Source organism: Pedobacter kyungheensis, from assembly GCF_000812965.1.
Lineage (GTDB): Bacteria > Bacteroidota > Bacteroidia > Sphingobacteriales > Sphingobacteriaceae > Pedobacter > Pedobacter kyungheensis.
On sequence record NZ_JSYN01000036.1, the window covers coordinates 13,862 to 37,759 of the forward strand.

The window sequence follows — 23,898 nt, forward strand, 5'->3', positions numbered from 1 at the left end:
ATGCGTACCTTAAAAATAGCTTTACTTTTTTGCTTGTTTTTGCCTGCAACGCTAATGGCGCAACGCCAGATGGAAGCGCTGGACAGGGGCGTGGTAGCAGTACACCTACCCGGCGATAGTGTTTTTATCAGTTGGCGGATGTTGGGGACCGATCCGGATGATATTTCATTTAATCTATACCGCAAAAGTAATCAGCACCAGAAGGTAAAATTGAATCAGACGCCCATTACCGGGGCAACCATTTTTACGGATAAAAAAGTAGATTTTACGACCGACAATACCTGGTTGGTAAAACCTATAGTGCATGGCAAAGAACAAGCTGAAAGTACCGCTTTTACGCTGCAGAAAAATACGGTAGCTCAGCCTTATTTGTCAGTTCCTTTAAAAACCTTACCTGGTTATGCCCCTAATGATATTTCGGTTGGCGATTTGGATGGTGATGGAACTTACGAAATTGTATTGCATCAGGCTGGCGTTAGTCATGATAATTCGCATGCTGGTTTTACTACTGAGCCCTTGCTCGAGGCTTATAAACTGGATGGTACCTTCTTGTGGCGCATTAATTTGGGCAAAAATATTCGCGAAGGCGCGCATTATACGCAGTTTATGGTGTACGATCTGGATGGCGATGGCAGGGCAGAGATAGCTTGTAAAACGGCTGATGGAACAATTGATGGGAAAGGAAAAGTAATTGGCGATTCGACCAAAGACTGGAGAAATAAAAACGGATATATTTTAGCCGGTCCTGAATTTCTGACGGTTTTTGATGGCCTGACCGGAGCCGAGATAACCACCACCAATTTTATCCCTGCGCGTTCTCCTGAGCTTAATCCCTCGCCCGAAGAACTAAAAAAGACCTGGGGCGACAGTTACGGAAACCGTATGGATCGTTTTTTGGCGGCTATTGCTTACCTGGATGGTAAACATCCCAGTTTAATTATGAGCAGAGGATATTACACCCGTACCGTTATTACTGCCTGGGATTTTAACGCAAAGAAATTACAGCAAAAATGGAGCTTCGATAGCGCTGAACCTGGCAATAAACGATATGGAGGGCAAGGAAACCATAACTTAAGCATCGCTGATGTGGATGGTGATGGCAAAGACGAAATTATTTATGGTGCCATGACCCTCGATGATAATGGAAAAGGGCTTTACAGCACGGGTTTAGGACATGGTGATGCCTTGCATGTGGGCGATTTAGATCCTGACCGGCCTGGGTTGGAAGTTTTTGATATTCAGGAAAGATTTTCGGATGCCGGGGCAAACTTCAGGGATGCCCGGACTGGAGAGGTGTTGTGGAAAAAGGCCTCGGTAAGTGCCGGAGCTGATGGAGAAGGGCCGGGAAGGGGTCTCGCAATTAACATTGACCCCAGATACCGGGGGTCTGAATGCTGGGTGGCCGGAGCAGGAATAACCGGGATGTTTGATGCCAAAGGCAATAAGATTTCGGCTGTTACCCCAAGTGTTAACTTCGGTATTTTTTGGGATGGCGACTGCCAGAGCGAGCTTTTAAATGGTACCTCAATTGATAAATGGGATTACGAAAATGCGAAAACCATTCGCCTGCTCAATGCCAGGGCATACAATTGTTTATCCAACAATGGCACCAAATCTACTCCGGCTTTATCGGCCGATATTTTAGGCGACTGGCGCGAAGAAGTGATTTACCGCACTGCCGATGCCAGTGAACTGAGGATATTTACTACTACTATCCCAACGAAACACCGCTTTTATACTTTTATGCACGATCCGCAGTACCGTTTAAGCATTGCCTGGCAAAATGTAGGTTACAACCAGCCCCCACATACCAGTTTTTACATGGGCGATGATATGAACCAGCCGCCTAAACCCAATATTAAAACCATTCAATACCATGCTAATTCTCAGTAAAACATCATGAAAAAATACAGTCATATTTTATTTGCACTAATCATTGCCGTAGCCAGTCTGGCTTTTGTTGCACCGCACAAACCGGCACTGCACACTATCGGCGATTCTACCGTTCGCAATTCCAATAAAGAAACCTGGGGCTGGGGAACGCCTATTGCTGAGCTTTTCGATACGACAAAAATCCATGTCGAAAACAATGCTATGGCTGGCCGGAGTACCCGTACTTACCTTTCAGAAGGCCGCTGGGATAAGGTCTTGGAAACTTTAAAACCAGGCGATTTTGTAACCATGCAGTTTGGTCATAACGATGGAAGCGCTCCTGATACTACAAAAGCAGGGCGAAGAGGCGTCTTAAAAGGAACAGGTGAAGAAACCAAAGTGCTCACCTGGCCTGATGGCAAAGTGGAAACCGTACATACTTATGGTTGGTATATCCGCAAATTTGTACGCGAAACCAAGGCAAAAGGTGCTACGCCAATTGTGGTATCGATGATTCCGCGAAATATCTTTAAAAACGGCAAAGTACTGCGTGCCAATAACGATTTTGGCAAATGGGCAGCCGAGGTAGCCAAAGAAGAACAAGCCTGTTTTATCGATCTCAATCAAATTACCGCCGATAAATATGATGCATTAGGGCCCGATAAAGTAAAGTTATATTTTCCTGGCGATCATACCCACACTAACCTGGAAGGCGCAAAAGTGAACGCCCAATCGGTAGTAGAAGGTATTAAAATGCTAAAGGATTGTGATTTGAAAAAGTACTTGAAAGACTAAAAGTCGGAGGTCCGAAAGTCCGGTGTCCGAAGACTAAAGCTGAAAGACCAAAGACAGGAGGTTAAGCACCATCCTAACCTCCTGATATTGATACTCACTACTTAATACTTGCTACATAATACTTGCTACTTGATACTCATTACTTGCTACTTGATACCTGCTACCCATTACTTGATACTTAAACAAACCAAATATGAAATTAACCAAATACCTGAATCTTCTTCTTTTAACCGCATTCTTCATCTTTTCTTCCTGCGTAATCCTTAAACAATCTTCCAAACCGACGCTGTTTCTCATTGGCGATTCGACCGTGAAAAACGGAAAAGGCAAAGGCGATGGTTCATTATGGGGCTGGGGCAGTTTCATCGGTAATTTATTCGACGAAGAAAAAATAACAGTCGAAAATGATGCGCTGGGTGGTACCAGCAGCCGTACTTTCCAAACCAATGGCTTATGGGATGCTGTTCTGGTGAAAATTAAAAAAGGCGATTTTGTAATGATGCAGTTCGGGCATAACGACAGTAGTCCTTTAGATGATACTGCCCGTGCACGTGGCACCATAAAAGGAATTGGTATGGAAAGCAAAGACACATACAATCCCATTAAGAAAAAGCAGGAAACCGTTTATACCTACGGCTGGTACATGCGCAAATTTATCAACGATGTTAAAGCGAAAGGTGCAACACCCATTATTTGTTCGCCCATTCCGCGTAACCCGGTAAATAATGATAAAGTGGTTTTGGCTAACGATAGTTATGCAAGCTGGGCAGAAGAAGTAGCTAAAGCCGAAAAAATTGATTTTATCCCCTTAAACCAGATCATTAAAGATAAATATGCCGCTTTAAGTGCTGCCGAAGTTAAGACGTTCTTTACTGAAAAAGACCATACCCACACCAACGAGGCCGGTGCAAAATTAAATGCAGCTGCAGTAGTAGAGGGATTGAAAAAATTAAAGCAGAATAAACTGAATAATTACCTGAAATAGGCCTTGAAGCAGGATACTACAGGACGCTTAGTCGCAATTATTGTCTTATTTTAACACCCTAACCAAATACGGGCGGTTACAACCGCTGATTGTTATGCAGATACAACTTCCCCGGATATTCAAAATACTTATAGCCCTTGCTTTTCTTGTGTTGAGCAATGCCCAAACCCGTGCGCAAAGTATTTCGCTTGCAGGACAGTGGCGTTTTAAAACAGATGCCAAAGATGAAGGGCTGAAAGGAAAATGGTACAATAGCGTTCTTCCGGATAGGATTTCCTTGCCGGGATCAATGGCTGAAAATTTAAAGGGCGATGAAATTACCCTGAAAACCAAATGGACGGGCAGTATTTACGATAGTTCCTACTTTTTCCATCCCCGTTTGGAGAAATACCGCAAGCCGGGCAATATTAAAATACCCTTTTGGCTAAGCCCTGCCAGGCATTATACCGGTGCTGCCTGGTACCAGAAAGATGTAGAAATTCCAGCCAGCTGGAAAGATAAGCGCATGGTTTTGTCTCTCGAATATCCACATTCCGAAACCCGGGTATGGATTGATGATGTTGAAATTGGCACAGCCTTTACCTTTGTTGTGGCACAACAATTTGAGCTGCCCGCAAACCTAAAAGCAGGTAAACATACCATCACCTTATTGATCGATAACCGCATTAAAGCCATCAATGTAGGGCAGGATTCGCACAGTTTAACAGACCATACCCAGGGCAACTGGAACGGGGTGGTGGGTAAAATGACGCTTACAGCAGGTTCGCCGGTATATTTTGATGATATTCAGGTTTATCCTAACCTTAAAAATAAATCGGCAAAAGTTAAAATTCAGCTTAAAGCGGCTGCAAACCAGTCTGCTACCGGAAAAATTACGCTCAATGCCAGCAGTTTTAATACCCAAAGTGTACTTCAGGTAAAGCCGGTAACAGTTCCCTATCAAATTACAAATGGTGAAGGCAGTTTGGAAATCAATTTGCCCATGGGCGATAAAATTGTCACCTGGGATGAGTTTGATCCTGCCCTGTATCGTTTAACTGCTACTTTAATTTCCAAAGACGGCAAAAAGGAGGTGAAAAATGTTCAGTTTGGGATGCGCGAATTTAAGGCTGTTGGCCGGAGTTTCGAAATTAACGGCCGTCCGGTGTTTTTACGCGGTACGGTAAACAACTGCGAGTTTCCGTTAACCGGTTATCCGTCAATGGATGTTGCTGCGTGGGTACGGATTTTTAAAATATCGAAGGCTCATGGCTTAAATCACATGCGTTTCCATTCGTTTTGCCCTCCTGAAGCTGCATTTATCGCAGCCGATCAGATCGGGTTTTACCTGCAGCCCGAAGGGCCTAGCTGGGCCAATCATGGTTCATCTATCGGCGATGGCAAACCTATCGATCAGTTTATTTACGATGAAACCAACCGCATGGCCAAAAACTACGGCAATTATGCTTCTTTTTGTATGCTGGCTTATGGTAACGAGCCGCGGGGTCGCCAGGTAGAATACCTCACCAAATTTAACGATTACTGGAAAGCTAAAGACTCGAGACGTTTGTACACCGGGGCTTCGGTAGGTGGCAGCTGGCCGGTTATCCCCAATAACGAATTTATGGTGCGTGCAGGTGCAAGAGGCTTAGACTGGGGGCGCAAACCAGAAAGTATATCAACTTATGCTAAACAGATCGAACAATTTAAAGTGCCTTTTGTAGCCCATGAAATGGGACAATACTGCGCGTTTCCGAATTTCGACGAAATTAAAAAATATACTGGCGTGTACCGGGCAAAAAACTTCGAGCTGTTTCAGGAAGATTTAAAAGACCATGACATGGCCGATCAGGCACATGCTTTTTTAATGGCATCGGGTAAGTTACAGGCCTTGTGTTATAAAAATGAAATCGAAAAGGCCTTAAGAACGCCAAATTACAATGGTTACCAGTTATTGTCGCTTAATGATTATCCTGGTCAGGGAACTGCCCTGGTAGGTGTTTTAGACGCCTTTTGGGATGAAAAAGGGTATATCAGTGCTAAAGAATTTAAACGCTTTTCTAATAGCACAGTACCTTTGTTAAAAGTTTCGAAATTTGTTTTTACCAATGATGAAATCCTAAACGCTGCGGTAGAAGTAGCCCATTTTGGCAAAGCACCCATCGAAAATGCAAAACTCTCATGGATACTAAAAACGGATAACGGTACATTAGTCGCTAAAGGTGATTTTGCTCCTAAAACCTTGCCCGTTACCAATTGCATTGCTATAGGTGAGCTTAATGTGCCATTGAATACCATCAGAGTAGCTACCAAATTGAACCTGGAAGTGCTGATTAATGGTACCGAATTTGCCAACGACTGGAACATCTGGGTTTACCCGGCCAAAATCCTGGAAGTTAAAAACGAGGTTTATTATTGCACCAGTTTGGATGACAAAGCCAAAGCAGTTTTAGCCTCAGGCGGAAGTGTGTTTTTTAACGCTGCAGGCAAGGTAGTAAAGGGCAAAGAAGTGGTACAAACATTTTTACCCGTTTTCTGGAATACTTCCTGGTTTAAAATGCGCCCGCCACATACTTTGGGTATCCTTTGCGATCCTAAACAGGCTGCTTTTGCCAGCTTCCCGACTGATGATCATAGCGACATGCAGTGGTGGGAAATTGTAAATAAAGCGCAGGTTATGAATCTCGAAGATTTTCCTTCGGGCTTTAAGCCGCTGGTGCAACCCATAGATACCTGGTTTTTAAACCGCCGTTTGGCCATGGTTTTCGAAGCTAAAGTTGGCAAAGGAAAGCTACTGGTTTCGAGTGCCAACCTTGGTCCAGGTTTAACGGGTATGCCGGCCGCGCAGCAGTTGTACTACAGTTTACAGCAATATATGGGCTCAGATCAGTTTAATCCGAAATTCGATGTTCCCCTTAGCACCGTGCAGGATATTCTTGAAACGCCCTCTAAACTCCAGTTCGAAACCTTTACCAAGGATAGCCCCGACGAGTTAAAAGTAAAATCTAAAACCAATTAACTGAATTTCACCAGACAGATCATGAGAAGAAGCATCACTATTTTAGCATTAGTCCTAACCGCAAGCAATTTGTTGTACGCACAAAAAATCCCTTCAAAAGCAAAGGTTTTAAAGGTTTTGCAGCAGACCAATGCCTACTTTATGAATAAGTGGCCCGATGCCGGAAAATCTATCATCACCAATAAGGAAAGACCAAGTAATATCTGGACCAGGGCCGTTTATTACGAAGGATTGATGAGTTTGTACCAGATTGATGCGAAAAAGGAATATTATGATTATGCTGTACAATGGGGCGAAAAGCACAATTGGGGATTAAGAAATGGGATTACTACCAAAAATGCCGACGATCAGGCTTGTGGGCAAACCTACATTGATCTCTATCTGATCGATAATCAACCCCAACGCATCAAAGATATTAAGGCATCGATAGACCTGGTAATGCAATCGGGAAAGGTAAATGACTGGACATGGATTGATGCCATCCAAATGGGGATGCCGGTTTTTGCCAAACTGGGCAAGCTTTACAACGATACTGCTTATTATGGTTACATGTATAAAATGTACATGCACACTAAAAATGCCGAAGGCGGTGGTTTGTACAATGCGAAGGATGGTCTTTGGTGGCGCGATAAAGATTTTGTACCGCCTTACAAAGAACCCAATGGCGAAGATTGCTACTGGAGCAGGGGTAATGGTTGGGTGGTTGCCGCCCTGGCCAGGGTACTGGAAACTATCCCCGAAAATGAAGCCCACCGCAAGGAATATTTAAAAACCTTTCACGAAATGATTAAAGCGCTGGTACCCATTCAGCGTACCGATGGTTTTTGGAATGTGAGTTTACACGATGCTACTCATTTTGGAGGTAAAGAAACCTCGGGTACGGCATTGTTTGTTTATGGTATGGCCTGGGGCGTAAATCATGGTATTTTAGATAAAGCAACTTACCTACCCATTATCGCCAAAGCCTGGAATGCCATGACCAGCGATGCGGTTCAGAAGAATGGCTTTATTGGCTACCTGCAAGGTACTGGTAAGGAGCCAAAAGATGGTCAGCCGGTAAGCTATACCAGTGTACCCGATTTCGAAGATTATGGTTTAGGTTGCTTTTTACTGGCCGGAACCGAAGTGTACAAGCTCAAAAGATAGCATATGAAGTGGTCGAAACTGTTTCTTTTAGCTGGATTGATCTTGTTTTTGATCTCCGGACAAATTTGGGCGCAAAAAGGTGTTCTCACTGTTACTGAAACGAACAGTCAGCTGGCTTTTCCCGTTGTTGATGCGGGTAAAGCTGCTTCAATTTATATAGATGGAAAAGATGCTGAAGTGGTGGCCATCGCCGCCGAAGCTTTTAAAGGAGATATCCATTTGCTTACGGGATTGAGCCCCGAAGTATTGAAAAACAGTCCATCACTAAGTACCTATCCCATTATTATTGGCACATTGGGCCAATCAGCTTATATCGATCAGCTGGCTAAAACGGGCAAAATAAATGAATCCGTGCTGCGAGGCAAATGGGAAACTTTCTGCATTTCAGTAATCGAAAATCCGTTTAAAGGTGTAAAAAAAGCCTTGGTTATTGCCGGTAGCGATAGGCGTGGTACAGCCTTTGGCATTTTCGAACTATCGCGAAACTTTGGCGTTTCGCCATTGTGCTGGTGGGCCGATGTAAAGCCCGCCAGAAAGAAAAACCTTTATGTGCAGGCCGCTCAAAGCCTGGTGCAATCGCCGTCGGTTAGATATCGTGGCATATTTATCAACGACGAAGACTGGGGAATCCAGCCCTGGGCGGCCAGAATGATGGATACCGATGTAAAAGATATTGGCCCTAAAACTTATACCAAAATATTCGAATTGCTACTCAGGTTAAAGGCCAATTACATTTGGCCGGGCATGCATCCCTCTACCAAAGCCTTTTACCATTATGCCAATAATCCGGTAATGGCCGATAAATATGCTATTGTTTTAGGCTCAAGTCACTGTGAGCCCATGTTGCGCAACAACGTATTTGAATGGGCCGAAAATTTTGAGCACGAGTATGGTAAAAAGCCAGGAGAATGGCGATACGATTTGAACAAAAATGAAATTGAAAAATACTGGACCGACCGGGTAGTGCAGGCTAAAAATTACGAATCGGTTTATACCGTTGGTATGCGCGGCATTCACGATGGCAGCATGCCGGGACCAAAAGATAAAAATGAAAAGGTAAAATTACTTGGCGAAGTAATTGCCGATCAAAGAACCATTTTAAGTAAAAACATCACACAGCCCGTAAATAGCATTCCGCAGATTTTCTGCCCTTACAAAGAAGTTTTGTCTTTATACCAGGCTGGTTTAAAATTACCTGATGATGTGACCATTGTTTGGGCTGATGATAATCATGGCTATATCCGCCAGCTCTCCGATCCCGAAGAGCAAAAAAGGCCAGGTGGAAGCGGAGTGTATTACCACATTTCGTATTGGGGAGCACCTCAGGATTACCTGTGGCTTTCGTCTATTTCGCCATCACTCATTTCTTATGAGCTCACCAAAGCTTACCAGTATAAAGCCAACCGGTTATGGGTAATTAATGTGGGCGATATTAAACCTGCCGAAATGGAAACCCAGTTTGCGATGGATCTGGCATGGGATATCGACCAATGGAAACCCGAAAAAGCCTGGCAATATGCAGAAAGCTGGGCGGCAGAAACATTCGGAACTGAATTTGCCAAACCAATTGCCAACATTAAGGCTGTTTATTACCGCCTGGGGCACGAGGCCAAGCCCGAACACATGGGCAGCGTAAGTTTTACCAGCGAACAAGCTGAGGAACGCTTAGCTGCTTATGCAAAGATTTATGCAGAAGCCAGGGCTTTAAACGATAAAATACCTGCTCGCTTGAAAGATGCTTATTTTGAATTGATCCTTTATCCCGTTCAGGGTGCCATGCTCATGAACCAGAAGATTTTATATGCGCAGAAAAGCCTGGCATTAGCCGCAAACGGTGATCAGGCGGCTTTGGATTACGCCCAAAAAGCTAAAGCAGCGTTCGAAGAAATTCAGCTGATTACCAAAAAATACAATGAAGAAATTGCCGGTGGTAAATGGAACGGCATGATGAGCTGGAAGCCCCGCGATCTGGCAGTATTTAAAATGCCTAAGGTAGCAGAGTCAGTAGCTCCTGTGGGTACGACAAAAGCTACTGTGGAGACCGAAAATAAAACCATTATTCGCGCCAGCCAGTACCTGGAAAAATCTGCGCCCAAAGGGCTAACATTGCAAAGCATTAAAGGCCTGGGCATGGGTGGTGATGGTATTTCCTGCTATCCCTTTACCTCTAAACCTGTTGCAGACAACGCATTGCAAAATGCAGCCTATGCTGTATATCAGGTCGACTTTAAGACAATAGGGCAACATCAGGTTACAGTGAAATGCCTGCCCACACAGGGTGTAAATAAGGATGTAAAAGTGCGGTATGCCATCAGCGTGAACAACGATCAGCCGCAAATTGTAAACATTTCGCCTGCTTCAGAAAATAATATCTGGAAACAGAATGTATTGCAGGGTTATGCTACAGGTTTAACCCGGTATGAGATTACTAAAACCGGAAAATCAACGGTTAAAATTTACCTGCTCGATCCGGGTTTGGTGATTAACCAGTTGGAAATAAAATAAATATGATGAAAAGAATCTGGGCTTTGGCCTTCGCTTTGATTTTGACCTGTGCTGCTGCCCGAGCACAAAGTATTGGCAATTATAAAAGTGGTTTTAAAAAAACGGGTAACCTCATTTCCTTCCTCACTACCAAAGGAGAAGTGAGGTTTGAATTTTGCAGTCCTGAAGTTTTCAGGATCAGAACCAGCTGGAACGGCAAATTTGAAGCAAACGAAAACCTGATGGTCATTAATTACCAGTGGCCTGATGTGCAGGTTAAGGTACAGGACCAGCAAGACTTTTTTTTGCTCAATACTTCAAAGCTGAGTATTAAACTTTACAAAAGCCCTTTCAGACTGGATGTATTTGATGCTAAAGGCAAATTGTTGAGCGGCGAATCTGGTGAAGCTATGCGCAAAGAAAATACTGCGGTAAGCGTTACCAAAAAGCTACAGGCCGATGAGCATTTTTTTGGCTTTGGTGAACGCATGGATTTTATGGACCGCCGCTTTAAAAAAGTGATGCTAAATGTAGGTCGCGGTAAAGGTTTGCCTCATGCTATTGGTGCTTATAATATCCTCGAAGCCAATTATTGCCCGGTTCCGTTTTTCATGAGCACAAAAGGTTATGGCATTTTCCTGCACAACTCCTTTGCTACCGAATGGGATATGGGGGCAGGTAGAAAAGATCAGTACAGTTTTAAGGCAGCCGATGGCGAACTGGATTATTATTTCATTTACGGACCAAATTTCCTGTCCATTTTAAACCATTATACCAACATTACGGGTAAATCGCCTATGTTGCCGCAGTTTGCTTTAGGCCTGCATGCAGGTACCTACAGCGGTGGCACCTGGGGCCACGAAGAAAAAACGTCTGATCACTATGTAGTAGAGCTGGCCAAAAAGTACAGGGAACTGGGTATTCCGGTCGACCTGCTTTGGTTAGATTCGACCTGGCGCCTGTTTGGTGAAAAAGGAGGAAAGGGAGCAACCTCTTTCGAATGGCGCGAAACTTTTAAAGATCCAAAAGCCATGTTCGACAGTATTTATGCCCTGAACTACAAAATGGTAGGCTTGCACCTGCGTCCACGTTTTGATAATGCTAAAAAACTGAATCTTTTAGATCAGGCGCAGGCCAAGGGTTATACTTATCCTGAAAATGGAAAACCCGGTGAATTTGTTAATTTTTTTGATGATCAGGCAGCACAATGGTGGTGGGATAATGGTGTAATGCGTGTGGCTAAGCTCGGAGCCAAATTCCTTAAAACCGACGAAGGGAGTGCATTTGGTGCCCTGGCCAATGAGAGTGATAAGGTTGGGCCAACCGGTAAAGATGCCGAACGTTTGCATAACCTTTTCCCGGTCGCTTATGCCAAAGCGCCTTTTTTGGAATTTGAAAAACTCAATGGCTTCAGAGGCCTGAACCAAACCCGCGAAGGGTATGCCGGTATACAGCGTTATCCATATATTTTTGCGGGCGATTGGCCCAGTGAGTGGCAATATTTTGCGCCGGTAATTAAAGCCGGTTTAAATGTGGGCTTATCTGGCGTAGGCTCCTGGGCGCATTGCATGGGCGGTTTCGAGCATCCAGCTGATCCAGAATTGTATATCCGCTGGGTGCAGTTTGGCATGTTTAGTCCGGTTGCGCTGGTCTTTGGGATGGATGACCCGGGCTATAAAGAACCCTGGCGATATGGCGATGATGCGCTTCGGAATTTCAAAAAATACGATTTGCTGCGCTATCGTTTATTCCCGTATTTATACACCACCATGCACCAGCAATATAAAAACGGTACCCCCATGATGCGGGCATTAGTATTGAATCACCAGGACGATGAAAATGTTTACGAAATTGCCGATCAATACATGTTTGGCGATCAGTTAATGGTAGCGCCCGTAACCACTAAAGGCGCCATCACACGCTCTGTTTATTTGCCGGAAGGCACCTGGTTTAACTACTGGACAGCCGAAAAATATGAAGGTAAAAGTTACCATCATGTAGTGGCACCTTTAGATACCCTTCCGCTTTTTGTTAAAGCCGGAAGTATTATTCCGATGCAGCCCGAAATGACTTATGCCGGAGAAAAACCAGTTGATGTGATTACGCTAGACATTTTTCCTTACGGTGATTCGAAATATGAATTTTATGAAGACGATAATTTAAGTGCAGCCTATAAAAAGGGAGATTTTGCTTTAACCACCATAGCTGCTTCGTTAAAATCAACAGGTTTTACACTTAAAGTGAACCGGCCTGCCGGAAGTTTTAAGCCTGCTAAACATCAATACCTGGCTAAAGTGCACTGGCAGGGGCAGAAGGTACCGAAAAACGTTACAGAAAATGGCGTGACAGTAAAACAATTGCAAAATGCGGCTCAGCTTAATCAGTCAGGTGGTTGGTATTATGATGTAAATGCGAAGTTACTCTGGATTAAATCAGCAGGCGATAATGGTGCAGATTTGAGTTTTGGGGTGAATTAATTTTAAAAAGAGATGGCCAACTTGGGTTAAATAATGGTTCGTGGCGACACGAACCATGGGGATGTTTATAGTCCTTCGACTCCGCTCAGGATGACAAGCTGAGGAGGTTAGTTATGAAGGAAATAACTCCGTGCATTTCGTGCCTCCGTGGCAAAAAAAATGAAAATGTGAATGGGGATGTGGACTGTGAATTAAAATAATGGTTCGTGCGGACACGAACCATGACGATTAATGAAAGGTCTTCAACAGGCTCAGACTGAGAATGTAAGTTGTTGATCTAATAGAAAAAAACTTTGTGCACTCCGTGCCTTGGTGGTAAAAAAAGTAGTACTGTGAAAGCGATTCGTTGCAACACGAATCAAAACAAAATAAAACTAAATATGAAAATTGCATTCAAAATGAAACTTAAACCAGGCTTTGAAGCAGAATATAAGAAGCGCCATGACGAGATTTGGCCGGAGTTGGTTACTTTGTTAAAAGAAAGCGGGATAAGCGATTATTCTATATTTTTAGATGAGGAAACGAACAGCCTGTTCGCCGTACAGCAACAGAGTGGTAGTTCATCTCAAGATTTGGGCAGCACGCAGATTGTTCAGAAATGGTGGGCTTATATGGCCGATATTATGGAAACAAATGTAGATAATTCCCCAAAAACTTTTCCCTTGGAAATGGTTTTCCACTTAGCTTAAAAACATGCAAATACACAAATACTTTACTGTTCTGTTAGGATGTACCTTATTTTTAGGTACTGCAAACGCGCAAAAAACATTGAAAAAATCAGTTACCTGGCCGGTTATTGAAAAGGAAATGAAACCCTGGACCCGCTGGTGGTGGATGGGAAATGCAGTTGACCAACAGAATCTGAGTATTGTATTGCAAAAATATAAAGATGCGGGTTTAGGCGGTGTAGAAATTACCCCCATTTACGGCGCTAAAGGCTATGAAAAGCAATACCTGCAGTTTTTATCGCCTGAATGGATGAATGCTTTGCATTATACCGTTAACAAAGCAAATGCTTTAGGTTTAGGCGTAGATATGAATACCGGTACCGGCTGGCCTTTTGGAGGTCCGCAGATTAAGCCCGAAAATGCCGCAACCAAGCTGGTTATTCAACAATATGTCTTAAAAGCAGGCGAAAAGCTAAGCGAAGCGATTAAAATTAAAGAAGCTAAACAGGATTTTGCATTATTGCAAGCGGTAACTGCTTACAGCGAAAATGGCGAAGTACGCGATCTGTTTTCGAAGGTACAACCCGATGGGAAATTAAGCTGGTCGCCCGATCGTGGTACCTGGAATATTTATGCTGCATTTTCGGGTAAAACCAGGCAAATGGTTAAACGTGCCGCCCCGGGTGGTGAAGGCTTTACTTTAGATCATCTGGATAAAAACTCAGTTAATGTTTACCTGAAAAGGTTTACAGATGCCTTTAACAACAAACCTCAGGGAATCAGGTCGTTTTTTAATGATAGTTACGAAGTTTACGGCGCTACCTGGACACCCACATTTTTTCAGGAATTTAGAAGAAACCGCGGTTATGATTTGGCTGGTTACCTTAAAGATTTAGCCAGCAAAGATTCGACCGGCGAAAACCTGGCCCGTTTAAAATCTGATTACCGGGAAACGATGGATGAACTTTTGCTCCATAATTTTACCCAAAACTGGACTGCTTGGGCACACGGACTTCAAGCTAAAACCAAAAACCAATCGCACGGCTCGCCGGGTAACCTGCTCGATTTATATGGAGCAGTTGATATTCCCGAGACAGAAATTTTTGGTTCGAGCTACTTTCCAATAGCTGGTCTAAGGCGCGACCCAGGTGATGTCAGAAATGTAGATCCTGATCCGATTATGTCGAAATTTGCTTCCTCAGCAGGTCATACCGGAGGTAAAAAACTCATTTCTTCAGAGACATTTACCTGGCTTACCGAACACTTTAAAACTTCGTTTTCGCAGTGCAAACCAGAAGTAGAGCAACTATTTTTATCGGGCATTAACCATGTTTTTTATCACGGTACCACCAACTCGCCAGCCAATGTGCCCTGGCCAGGTTGGTTATTTTATGCCTCGGTAGAAATGAACCCGAATAACAGCTTGTGGCCACAGGCACAGGGATTAAACAATTACATTGCACGCTGTCAGTCTATTCTTCAAGCCGGGCAGGCCGATAATGAAATTTTAATTTACTGGCCGGTTTACGATGTTTGGAATAAAGCCAAAGGTTTGGATATGGCCCTGAAAGTGCACGATGTTGATGAATGGCTATACCCGACACCTTTTTATAAAATCGCCAAAGAGCTTTCCAAATCAGGTTATGCTTATGATTTCGCATCAGACAGGTTGCTGAAAAAGTCGACAGTAAATGGCCGGTTAATTAGCACCAGTAATGCAGCGGCTCCTTATCAGGTATTGCTGGTTCCGCAATGCGAAATGATGAGCGTTGAAACTTTAAACAACATTATACAGCTGGCCAATAACGGCGCCAAGGTAATTTTTCAGGCTTTACCACAAGATGTACCTGGTTTAAATAATCTGAGTGTAAGGCGGAGCCAATTTAAATCTATTTTAGCCAAACTGGTTTTTACTGATAAAAACGGCATTAAAACCTTTAAAACCGGTAAAGGTGAAATTATACTGGCCAGCGATGTACAAAAAGGATTGCAATCAATTGGTGTAAACCGCGAAACATTAACCGATACAGGTTTGCAGTTCATTAGGAGAAAAACCACTACCGGAAAATACTATTACCTGGTTAACCATACGGCTAATGATATCGATACCTATGTGCCTTTAAACGAGACTGGGGTAGCATTAATTCTGGATCCGCAAAGTACGGCCACAGGGTTAGCTGCTGTTGAAAACGGCAAAGTACGGGTACAGCTTAAATCGGGCGAGGCGCTGTTTTTACAGCTCGCGGCTAATTTTACCGGAAATAAACCCTGGCTTTACCTGAATAAGGCCGCTGATCCAATGGTTATTACCAAACCCTGGAATTTACATTTTACTGCCGGTGGACCAGAAATACCTGCCGATCAGCAGCTCAGTCAACTGGTATCGTGGACAGCGCTAAGTGACCCCAAACTGCAGGCTTTTTCTGGTACTGGTGTGTACAGTTCGAGCTTCGATTTAAAGGAAAAAACAGCCAAAGAATATCTGCTTAACCTCAACCAGGTTGATGAAAGTGCAAGGGTGTGGATTAACGGACAAGAGGTGGGTATTTTATGGAGTATTCCTTTTCAGACCCGCATTGGCAAATACCTTAAGCCAGGTAATAATACCATTAAAATAGAAGTGGTTAATTTAATGGCTAACCGCATACGGGATATGGATATTAAGAAAATTCAATGGCGCAATTACCACGAAATCAATTTCGTAAATATCAATTATAAAGATTTCGATGCCGCAAACTGGGCAGTTATGCCTTCGGGATTAATCGGACCGGTAACCATTACGGCTTATTATTAGTAGGACTGGATTTAAGCCTTCACCGTCATTGCGAGGCGGCTTTTTCAGCCGGCGAAGCAATCTTAAAGCGGTTGCTATAGATCAATGTTGTAAGATGACCTGCCTGCTGCAGGCTGGCTTTGTAGTTCCTTCTTGCAACGATGAATTTCTATTGGGATCTGTCATTGATAGCCAGCTTTTTCTGCCGGAGAAGCCGGCTGACCACAATTACCTTGTAGACGCATTTGCAATCCTCTTATCACTAACCGTCATTGCCAGCTTGACTGGCAATCTTAATGCGGTAAAAAGGCTAATCAGCCTTAATCTATATCCACAACTTTTGTTAAAAATCTGTATGCGTAATCAGTCGAAAAATATTTAACAAATTAATTTTAGCAATCATTAATCGATTTAGTTGGCTGTACAGGAGTGTTTTGTATTCATGCTAATATTTTACAATAAAAAGGCAGGATAGTACAGGATGGGATTTTTACTGCACGTTTTTATATTTAAGAAATAATTTTTCTAACCAGATAACCTTTTAACCAAAAATTAATTAACGAACGTTAATACCATTCTATGTAATAAAAATCTACGCATCTTTTTTTAGTCAATTCTCACCTCTGCCAACTTCTAATTGATTTAGATACCTAGCTTTTTATTGCCCCGAATTTTTAATGGCCGTTATCCAATAAGATTGCTATGCGTATCACTTTTCCCAGATTTTTAATCGTCTTTTTGACAGTTATCTTTTTTCTGAGCAGTTGCCGGAAAAAGGAATTTGATCAATTTTATGGCCGTCCCGAAAACCTGGGCGATCCGATTTATCAACAGCTTCAGGCCAAAGGTAATTTCACTAAGTTTTTAGACTGTGTAGATAAGGCCGGTTATAAAGAAACGTTAAGTGCAGCTGGTTCGTGGACTGTTTTTGCGCCAACCGACGAAGCTTTTGCTACCTACTTAAAGGATAACAACCTAACTGAGATCAGCGCTGATCTTGCTTCAAAAATTGTGCGCTATTCGATGATTTACGATGGCGAAAAGGTAGAGCGCCTGAGCGACTTTTTCTCTGTTAAAGGATTCGTTAAGAATAATGCATTCAGGAGGAGGACCGTGTATTACGATTTTGTTTACGATGGTAAAGACAATAGCGGTAATGCCATTAAAGTAATTGCAGCCAACCGCAACGGTTCGTACCTCTCAACCGATTTTAATAATAAGAGTATCACTTATTTTTTGTCGCCCTACATGACGTTTAATACGCTTTCTGCGGCAGATTACAATTTTTTCTATCCCAACAGCAGCTACAATGGCAGTAATATTGGTGCAGCCAGATTGGTAGACGGGCAGCAAAATATCATTGCCGAAAACGGCGTAATTCACATTGTCGACCGTGTGCTAACACCTCCGCAGAGTATCGATCAGTACATTAATGAAAAAGCCGATTACAGCATTTTTAAAGGTTTGCTTGATAAGTTTGTAACCTATTCTTTAAATACCGATATCTCTCACCGTTACGAGGTACTTACCGGTAAAGCAGCTAATGTTTACGCCAAAACCTACAGTACTTTACTGGCTTTTTCGCCCAATAATGAAAATTACTTAAAAGTTGATGCCAACGATGCCCAGCAAGGTTCTTACAGCATATTTGCGCCTACCAACGATGCCGTTAACGCGTATGCACAAAAGGTTTTGCTTAAATACTGGAAGAAAAAAGGAGTAAACAACCTCAACGATTTATACGTAGTAGCACCCGATGTGATTAAGGATTTTGTGAACTCACATCTCTTTACCACCACCGTTTGGCCGAGTAAATTTTCTACTACGCCTAACTTTCTCAACGATATGACTACCCGCACAACTGCTGATGTGGTTGATAAACAGGCATTGAGCAATGGCTTTTTATATGGTATAAATAAAGCCCAGGATGCGAGTGTATTCTCTACCGTTTACGGTAACATTAACCTCGATCCCGATTACAGTGTAATGAAACAGGCGCTCCTTTATTTTGGCTTAACCACAGCACTTAAAACACCAAGCCTGCGCTATGTTGTAGTTATGATCCCCGATGTAACCTTAAGGAAAATGGGATTTAATTACGATCCTTTTTATGCATCGGCCCCGATAAGAGGTGATTTGGTTGCGTTACGACGTATTTTGCAAACCCATATTATTCCGCTTGGCGACCGTGCCATTCCAAATTTTGCAACAGGTTCGGGCATTTTAGAAGCTTCGAATGGCGAATATGTTAAATATGCAGCCGGAAAATTACTTTCAGCAGGTACACAGGACAGTACAGTAGTGGCCAAACAAACCATCCCGGTCGATTCAATAGGTACTACACCGGTTAATGGAGCAGCGGTTTATGGCAAAGAAGCCCTTACTTATACCGTATTACCCATCAGCAAACACATCGAGAAATATGGTACTTTACCAACCGATCCTTATTACAACTTTTTCCAGTACCTGAAAGGCAGCATATTGTACACCCCGGCAACGGGTGCCATAAGCGGCATCACGGATGGTGTTTTTTACACTTTCTTAATCCCTACAAATGCGGCAATAGTACAAGCTGTAAAAGATGGTTTATTGCCTTCAACAGGTGCAGCATCATTAGGCGTACCCAATTTTGCCCCAACCGACGGACTTGACGTAACCAAAGTGAGCAAGTTTATTCAATACCATATTATTAACAAAAGCAGTTTTGTTAGCGATGGACAGAAAATAGGGGAGTTTGAATCACTGCTGAAAAATGATGGTGGCGATGCTGCTAAAGTAACCGTAACCATTAATACCACCACCAGCTTAATGGTAAAAGATGTAACCAACCGTACGGTTAATGTATTGTTGGGCGCTACAGACCGGAGCAATGTGCTCTCTAACCGGGCGGTAATCCATCAGATCAATAACTATTTAAAATATCAATTCTAACCGGATATGACTAAAAAATATACATTAGGCTTAAGTGTTTTGCTATGCTTTTTACTGGCATCGTTTATGGCCAATGCACAGCAGATTAATTACGTGAAGGGGAAAATTATCGACAAGAAAGACAAACAGCCCATTATTGGTGCTTCGGTGGTAATTGTTGATAAAGACCGCCGGGTAATCAAAGGTGTGTCATCAGATATTGATGGAAATTATACCTTACCGGTAGCCGATAAATCTTACCGCATTTCAGTTTCCTATATCGGATACAAATCAACCGCACCTATTGCTATTGATAAGGCTATCATAAACTTTCAGTTAGAGCCGGCCGATAACCAGATGGATGAGGTGCAGATTGTTTCGAAGGCTAAAACCGATAATGGGAGCGGTATGACTATCGATAAACGCGATCAGACTTCGGCTATTGGTACCATTAATGCAAAAGAACTGGAAGACATGCAGGCGGCCTCTATCGATCAGGCCTTGCAGGGCCGTTTGGCTGGTTTGGATATTGCTGCAAGCAGTGGCGATCCTGGTGCACCCATGCAGATCCGCATCCGGGGTACATCTTCAATCAATGGTGCTGTAGATCCGCTAATTGTAGTAGATGGTATGCCTTACGATATTTCCATTCCATCCGATTTCAACTTTGCTACATCAGATGAGAATAATTATGGGCAGCTGTTAAATATAGCGCCATCCGATATTAAGGATATTAGTGTATTAAAAGATGCAGCTGCAACCGCCATCTGGGGCTCGAGGGCTGCAAACGGGGTATTGGTAATCAATACCAAACGCGGGGTAATGGGGCCACCGGCTATATCTTACAACTTTAAAGGTTCGTATTCGAAACAGCCTAGTGCCATCCCCATGTTGAATGGTAATCAGTACTCTACCTTAATTCTGGAAGAGTTTTACAATGCCGGCCGTCAGTTTTCTACTTCAGAGTTTGCCAAAGAGTTTCAATATGATCCTAACGATCCGTACAACTTTTTCAACTACAGCAACAATACCGACTGGCTAAATGCAATTACCAGAATTGGTTACCTTCAGGATCATAACCTATCTATATCGGGTGGTGGCGAAAAAGCCAGATACAGGGCTTCGGTAAACTATTTCGATCAGCAGGGTACCACCCGTGGAACCAGCTTAGGCCGATTAAGTGCACGTGTAAACCTCGATTATCAGGTATCGAATAAAATCAGGTTCAGTGCCGATATCGTTTATACCCATGTTGATAACCAGAATCTGTACAGTACCCGTTTAAGGGATATTGCTTACCAGAAAATGCCCAACCAGGCTGTATACGAGTATGATGAGTACGGCAATTTAACATCTAACTATTTTAGTCCGGTGGCTACGGCTCAAGGTACATACCCGGGCACCTATAATCCACTGGCTATGGCAAATGCGGCCAGTAACCACCAAATTGGCGAAAGGGTAATTCCGAAATTCTCTTTACAGTATCAAATCATTCCGGAGCGTTTAAGGCTTAATGCCAATTTCCAGGTTGACATCAATAACTCTAAAACCAAGACCTTTTTGCCGCAAATTGCAACCGGCAGGTTATTTACCGATGCAGTGGTAAATTCGGCTGGCGATATTGATGGCGATGGCTTTACCATGGCAACCAATTTAACGCTGGCCTATACACCAAAGCTTGGCGAAAAACATGATTTGATTGCCTTTGCACGTTTTGACAGCAACGACAGCCGCAGAACAGGTCAGGGCATGTTTGCCACCAATACCGCTTCGTCTTATCTCGATGATCCATCTATTGATGGCCGTACCAATGCTGCAGGCTCTGTTTACTCATCTTTTGCCCAAAGCCGTTCGGTAGGTTTGTTGTTAAATGCGCAATATAAGTTCTTAGACCGCTATATCCTCAATGCAGGTGTAAGGGGCGATGGTAACTCTAAATTTGGACCTAACAACCGATATGGTGTATTCCCTTCTGCTTCGGTAAGGTGGAGGGTATCGGGAGAGCCTTTTATGAAGCGCACCCAAAAATACATTGATGATTTGAGTTTCAGGGCCAGTTACGGTATTGTAGGTAATGCACCACGTTACGATTATACTTATTTAAACGCCTACCAGAATTATGGTTTCAGTTATCTGGGGATGGCAGGTGTATACTCCAGCAATCTCGAATTATCTGATCTGAGATGGGAAAAAGTAGCACAATCTAACCTGGGGGTAACCTTAAATATGTTCAAAAATGCCATCAATATGGATTTTGACATCTACCGCAAACGTACCAGCGACCTTTTTTATCCGGGTATTGCCATCCCAACCTACAATGGCTATTCGGGGGTAGATATGAACGTGGGTACCATGGATAACCAGGGTTGGGAGTTTAACATCAACAGTACCATAATCAAAAAGAAAAATTTCAGATGGGATTTTAGTTTCAATATCTCGCACAATGAGAATATAATCCGCGAAATTTCGCCACTTTATCCAAGAGAGAACAAAGGTAAAGTAACCTCTAATAATGTGTATAAGGTTTACATTCAGGAGAATAACCCCTTTGGTTCGTTTTACGGATTTAAATTTAAAGGCGTTTATAAAGACCTGAATTCGACTGTTGCGCTCGATGAAAAAGGAAATCAGATTATCGGTCCTAACGGTCAGAAAGTATATATGCGTTTTGCTTATCCTTCAATTGATTATGTTTTCCAGCCGGGCGATGCCATGTACGAAGACATTAACCATGATGGAAATATCGACTATAAGGATATTGTGTATTTAGGAAATGGTAACCCCAAATTAACCGGAGGTTTCGGAACCGGGATTACCATTAATGGCAATATTCGTTTTGGCGCCAATTTTAGTTACCGCACCGGATATCAGATTATTAATGGCACTAAAATCAATACCACCAATATGAATGGTTTCAGTAACCAAAGTACAGCTGTATTAAGAAGATGGCGTGCTGAAGGTGATGTAACCGACATGCCAAGGGCAGTTTATTCGGTTGGTTACAATTATTTAGGTTCTGACCGCTACATTGAAGATGGTTCTTACCTGCGTTTGCGCAGCATTACGCTGAAATACGATTTCAGTAAAAATTTCATGAAAAGAATCGGTATGAAGAGCCTGAGTGCCAACCTGATGATGGAGAATGTGTTGACCTTTACCAGATATACCGGTCAGGACCCTGAGGTACCGGTAAAATTAACGGCATTTTCTACCGTAATCGATAACTCAACCACTCCGCCAATTAAAACGGTGACTTTAGGTTTAACTGCTAATTTTTAATCAGCCATAAAATGAAAAAGATAATATACAGCACAGGCATAATTATGATGCTGATCATGAGCAGCTCATGTAAAAAGTGGTTGGATTTACAACCCAGAGATGGGATTACCCGACAAGGCTTCTGGAAAACCAAAGAAGATATTCAGGCGGCAGTGGCCGGTTGCTATACCTCTTTGCTGGCCCCGCCTCCGGGCGTTAACGATAAGGCCTTAACAGAGTATCTGTTTATGTATGGCGAAATGCGTGCCGATATGATTTCGTTAGGGCCGGGGAGCTCCCCTGAAGAAAAAGATATTTTCGATAATAACCTGGTTTCGAGCAATACCACCATCAAATGGGATGCCTTTTACCGCACCATTAATTACTGTAATACCGTATTGGATTTTGCACCTGCAGTAAAAGAAACCGATCCTACGCTTACCGATGCGCAATTAAATGCCTACCTCAGCGAAGCATTGGCGCTCAGGAGCATGATGTATTTTTACCTGGTTCGCAACTACCGCGATGTGCCATTAAAACTAACTTCTTCATCAAAAGATACCGATTTAGAAGAATTGCCTAAATCAACAGCAGCCGTTATTTTAAACCAGATTGTGGCCGATTTGAAAAAAGCCGAAGCAGGTGCTGTAAGTACTTATGGCAATACGGTTTCGGATAAAGGCAGGATAACCAAATTCGGGGTTAATGCCTTGCTGGCAGATGTGTATTTATGGATGGATAATTACAGTGCCTGTATTGCCGAATGTACTAAAATAATCAGCTCGCAAAAATTTGCCATGCAAAATGCTGGTGCAAGCTGGTACAACAACGTGTTTTACAATGGCAGTTCTACCGAAACCATATTCGAATTTAATAACCAGCAAACAACCGGAGCGGTAAATAATATTTTTTATAATCTGCTTATTCAGTCAAGAAGGCGCTTTGTAGCCTCTCCGTATCTCTTAACCGATCTTTTTGTACCCGATCCGATAGATCCGGCACGGAATTACGATATCCGTGGCGATGGAACTTTTTTCAGGGGCTCAGATTCGAACATCATTAAATATGGTACAGAAAACCCTTCGTATGTAAACTGGCAGGCCTATCGCATTACCGATGTACTGATGATGGAAGCAGAAGCCATGGCCTTAACACCAGGTAGAGAGCAGGAAGCGATTGATATTTTAAATACCATTGTTAACAAACGCAATGTAGGTACGGTAACACTTCCATCGTTAAACACCAGCGATCCTGATGGTATTTGCGATTTTATACTCGAAGAACGTGCACGTGAGTTTGCTTTTGAAGGAAAACGCTGGTACGATGTGCTCAGAATGTCAAAACGCGATAATTACAGAAGGATTAACATCTTATTGGATATGGTTTCCAGAACAGTATCATCAGCGGTACAGCAATCTGCCATGACCAAATTTAAAGATGTTAACAGTCACTATCTGCCAATAAACGATACTGAACTTTTTGCAGATTCAAAATTAGTTCAAAATCCATTTTACACTAAATAATTAAGCATC

At 42.9% G+C, this 23,898-nt stretch carries 12 protein-coding genes; all 12 read left to right on the plus strand.

From position 1 onward, the window contains the following. On the plus strand, positions 1 to 1,893 hold the full coding sequence (locus OC25_RS23655) for a rhamnogalacturonan lyase (RefSeq protein ID WP_039481758.1): 1,893 nt from the start codon (positions 1 to 3) through the stop codon (positions 1,891 to 1,893). 6 nt (positions 1,894 to 1,899) lie between these two features. Further along, complete coding sequence (locus OC25_RS23660) at positions 1,900 to 2,667, plus strand: rhamnogalacturonan acetylesterase (RefSeq protein ID WP_039481761.1); 768 nt, start codon at positions 1,900 to 1,902, stop codon at positions 2,665 to 2,667. A 193-nt stretch (positions 2,668 to 2,860) separates the two neighbouring features. After that, a complete protein-coding gene (locus tag OC25_RS23665) occupies positions 2,861 to 3,652 on the plus strand; it encodes a rhamnogalacturonan acetylesterase (RefSeq protein WP_039481765.1) in 792 nt (263 codons plus the stop codon). A 94-nt stretch (positions 3,653 to 3,746) separates the two neighbouring features. Further along, on the plus strand, positions 3,747 to 6,650 hold the full coding sequence (locus tag OC25_RS23670) for an exo-beta-1,4-galactosidase (RefSeq protein ID WP_039481810.1): 2,904 nt from the start codon (positions 3,747 to 3,749) through the stop codon (positions 6,648 to 6,650). 21 nt (positions 6,651 to 6,671) lie between these two features. Then, a complete protein-coding gene (locus OC25_RS23675) occupies positions 6,672 to 7,796 on the plus strand; it encodes a glycoside hydrolase family 88/105 protein (protein ID WP_039481769.1) in 1,125 nt (374 codons plus the stop codon). Positions 7,797 to 7,799: 3 nt separating this feature from the next. After that, positions 7,800 to 10,301, plus strand: coding sequence for a glycosyl hydrolase 115 family protein (locus tag OC25_RS23680; protein WP_039481773.1), 2,502 nt, complete (start codon positions 7,800 to 7,802; stop codon positions 10,299 to 10,301). 2 nt (positions 10,302 to 10,303) lie between these two features. Further along, a complete protein-coding gene (locus OC25_RS23685; protein WP_039481776.1) occupies positions 10,304 to 12,757 on the plus strand; it encodes a glycoside hydrolase family 31 protein in 2,454 nt (817 codons plus the stop codon). Between the two features lie 380 nt (positions 12,758 to 13,137). Beyond that, the gene (gene rhaM / locus OC25_RS23690) at positions 13,138 to 13,446 is read left to right on the plus strand and encodes an L-rhamnose mutarotase (RefSeq protein WP_039481778.1); all 309 of its coding nucleotides are present in this window, start codon (positions 13,138 to 13,140) and stop codon (positions 13,444 to 13,446) included. 4 nt (positions 13,447 to 13,450) lie between these two features. After that, complete coding sequence (locus OC25_RS23695; protein ID WP_052266420.1) at positions 13,451 to 16,219, plus strand: glycosyl hydrolase; 2,769 nt, start codon at positions 13,451 to 13,453, stop codon at positions 16,217 to 16,219. Positions 16,220 to 16,936: 717 nt separating this feature from the next. Beyond that, positions 16,937 to 19,129, plus strand: a complete 2,193-nt coding sequence (locus OC25_RS23705) for a fasciclin domain-containing protein (RefSeq protein ID WP_167335434.1) — start codon at positions 16,937 to 16,939, stop codon at positions 19,127 to 19,129. A 6-nt stretch (positions 19,130 to 19,135) separates the two neighbouring features. After that, positions 19,136 to 22,387, plus strand: coding sequence for a SusC/RagA family TonB-linked outer membrane protein (locus tag OC25_RS23710; RefSeq protein ID WP_039481786.1), 3,252 nt, complete (start codon positions 19,136 to 19,138; stop codon positions 22,385 to 22,387). Between the two features lie 11 nt (positions 22,388 to 22,398). Then, the gene (locus tag OC25_RS23715) at positions 22,399 to 23,889 is read left to right on the plus strand and encodes a RagB/SusD family nutrient uptake outer membrane protein (protein ID WP_039481788.1); all 1,491 of its coding nucleotides are present in this window, start codon (positions 22,399 to 22,401) and stop codon (positions 23,887 to 23,889) included. The last annotated feature ends 9 nt before the right edge of the window (positions 23,890 to 23,898 follow it).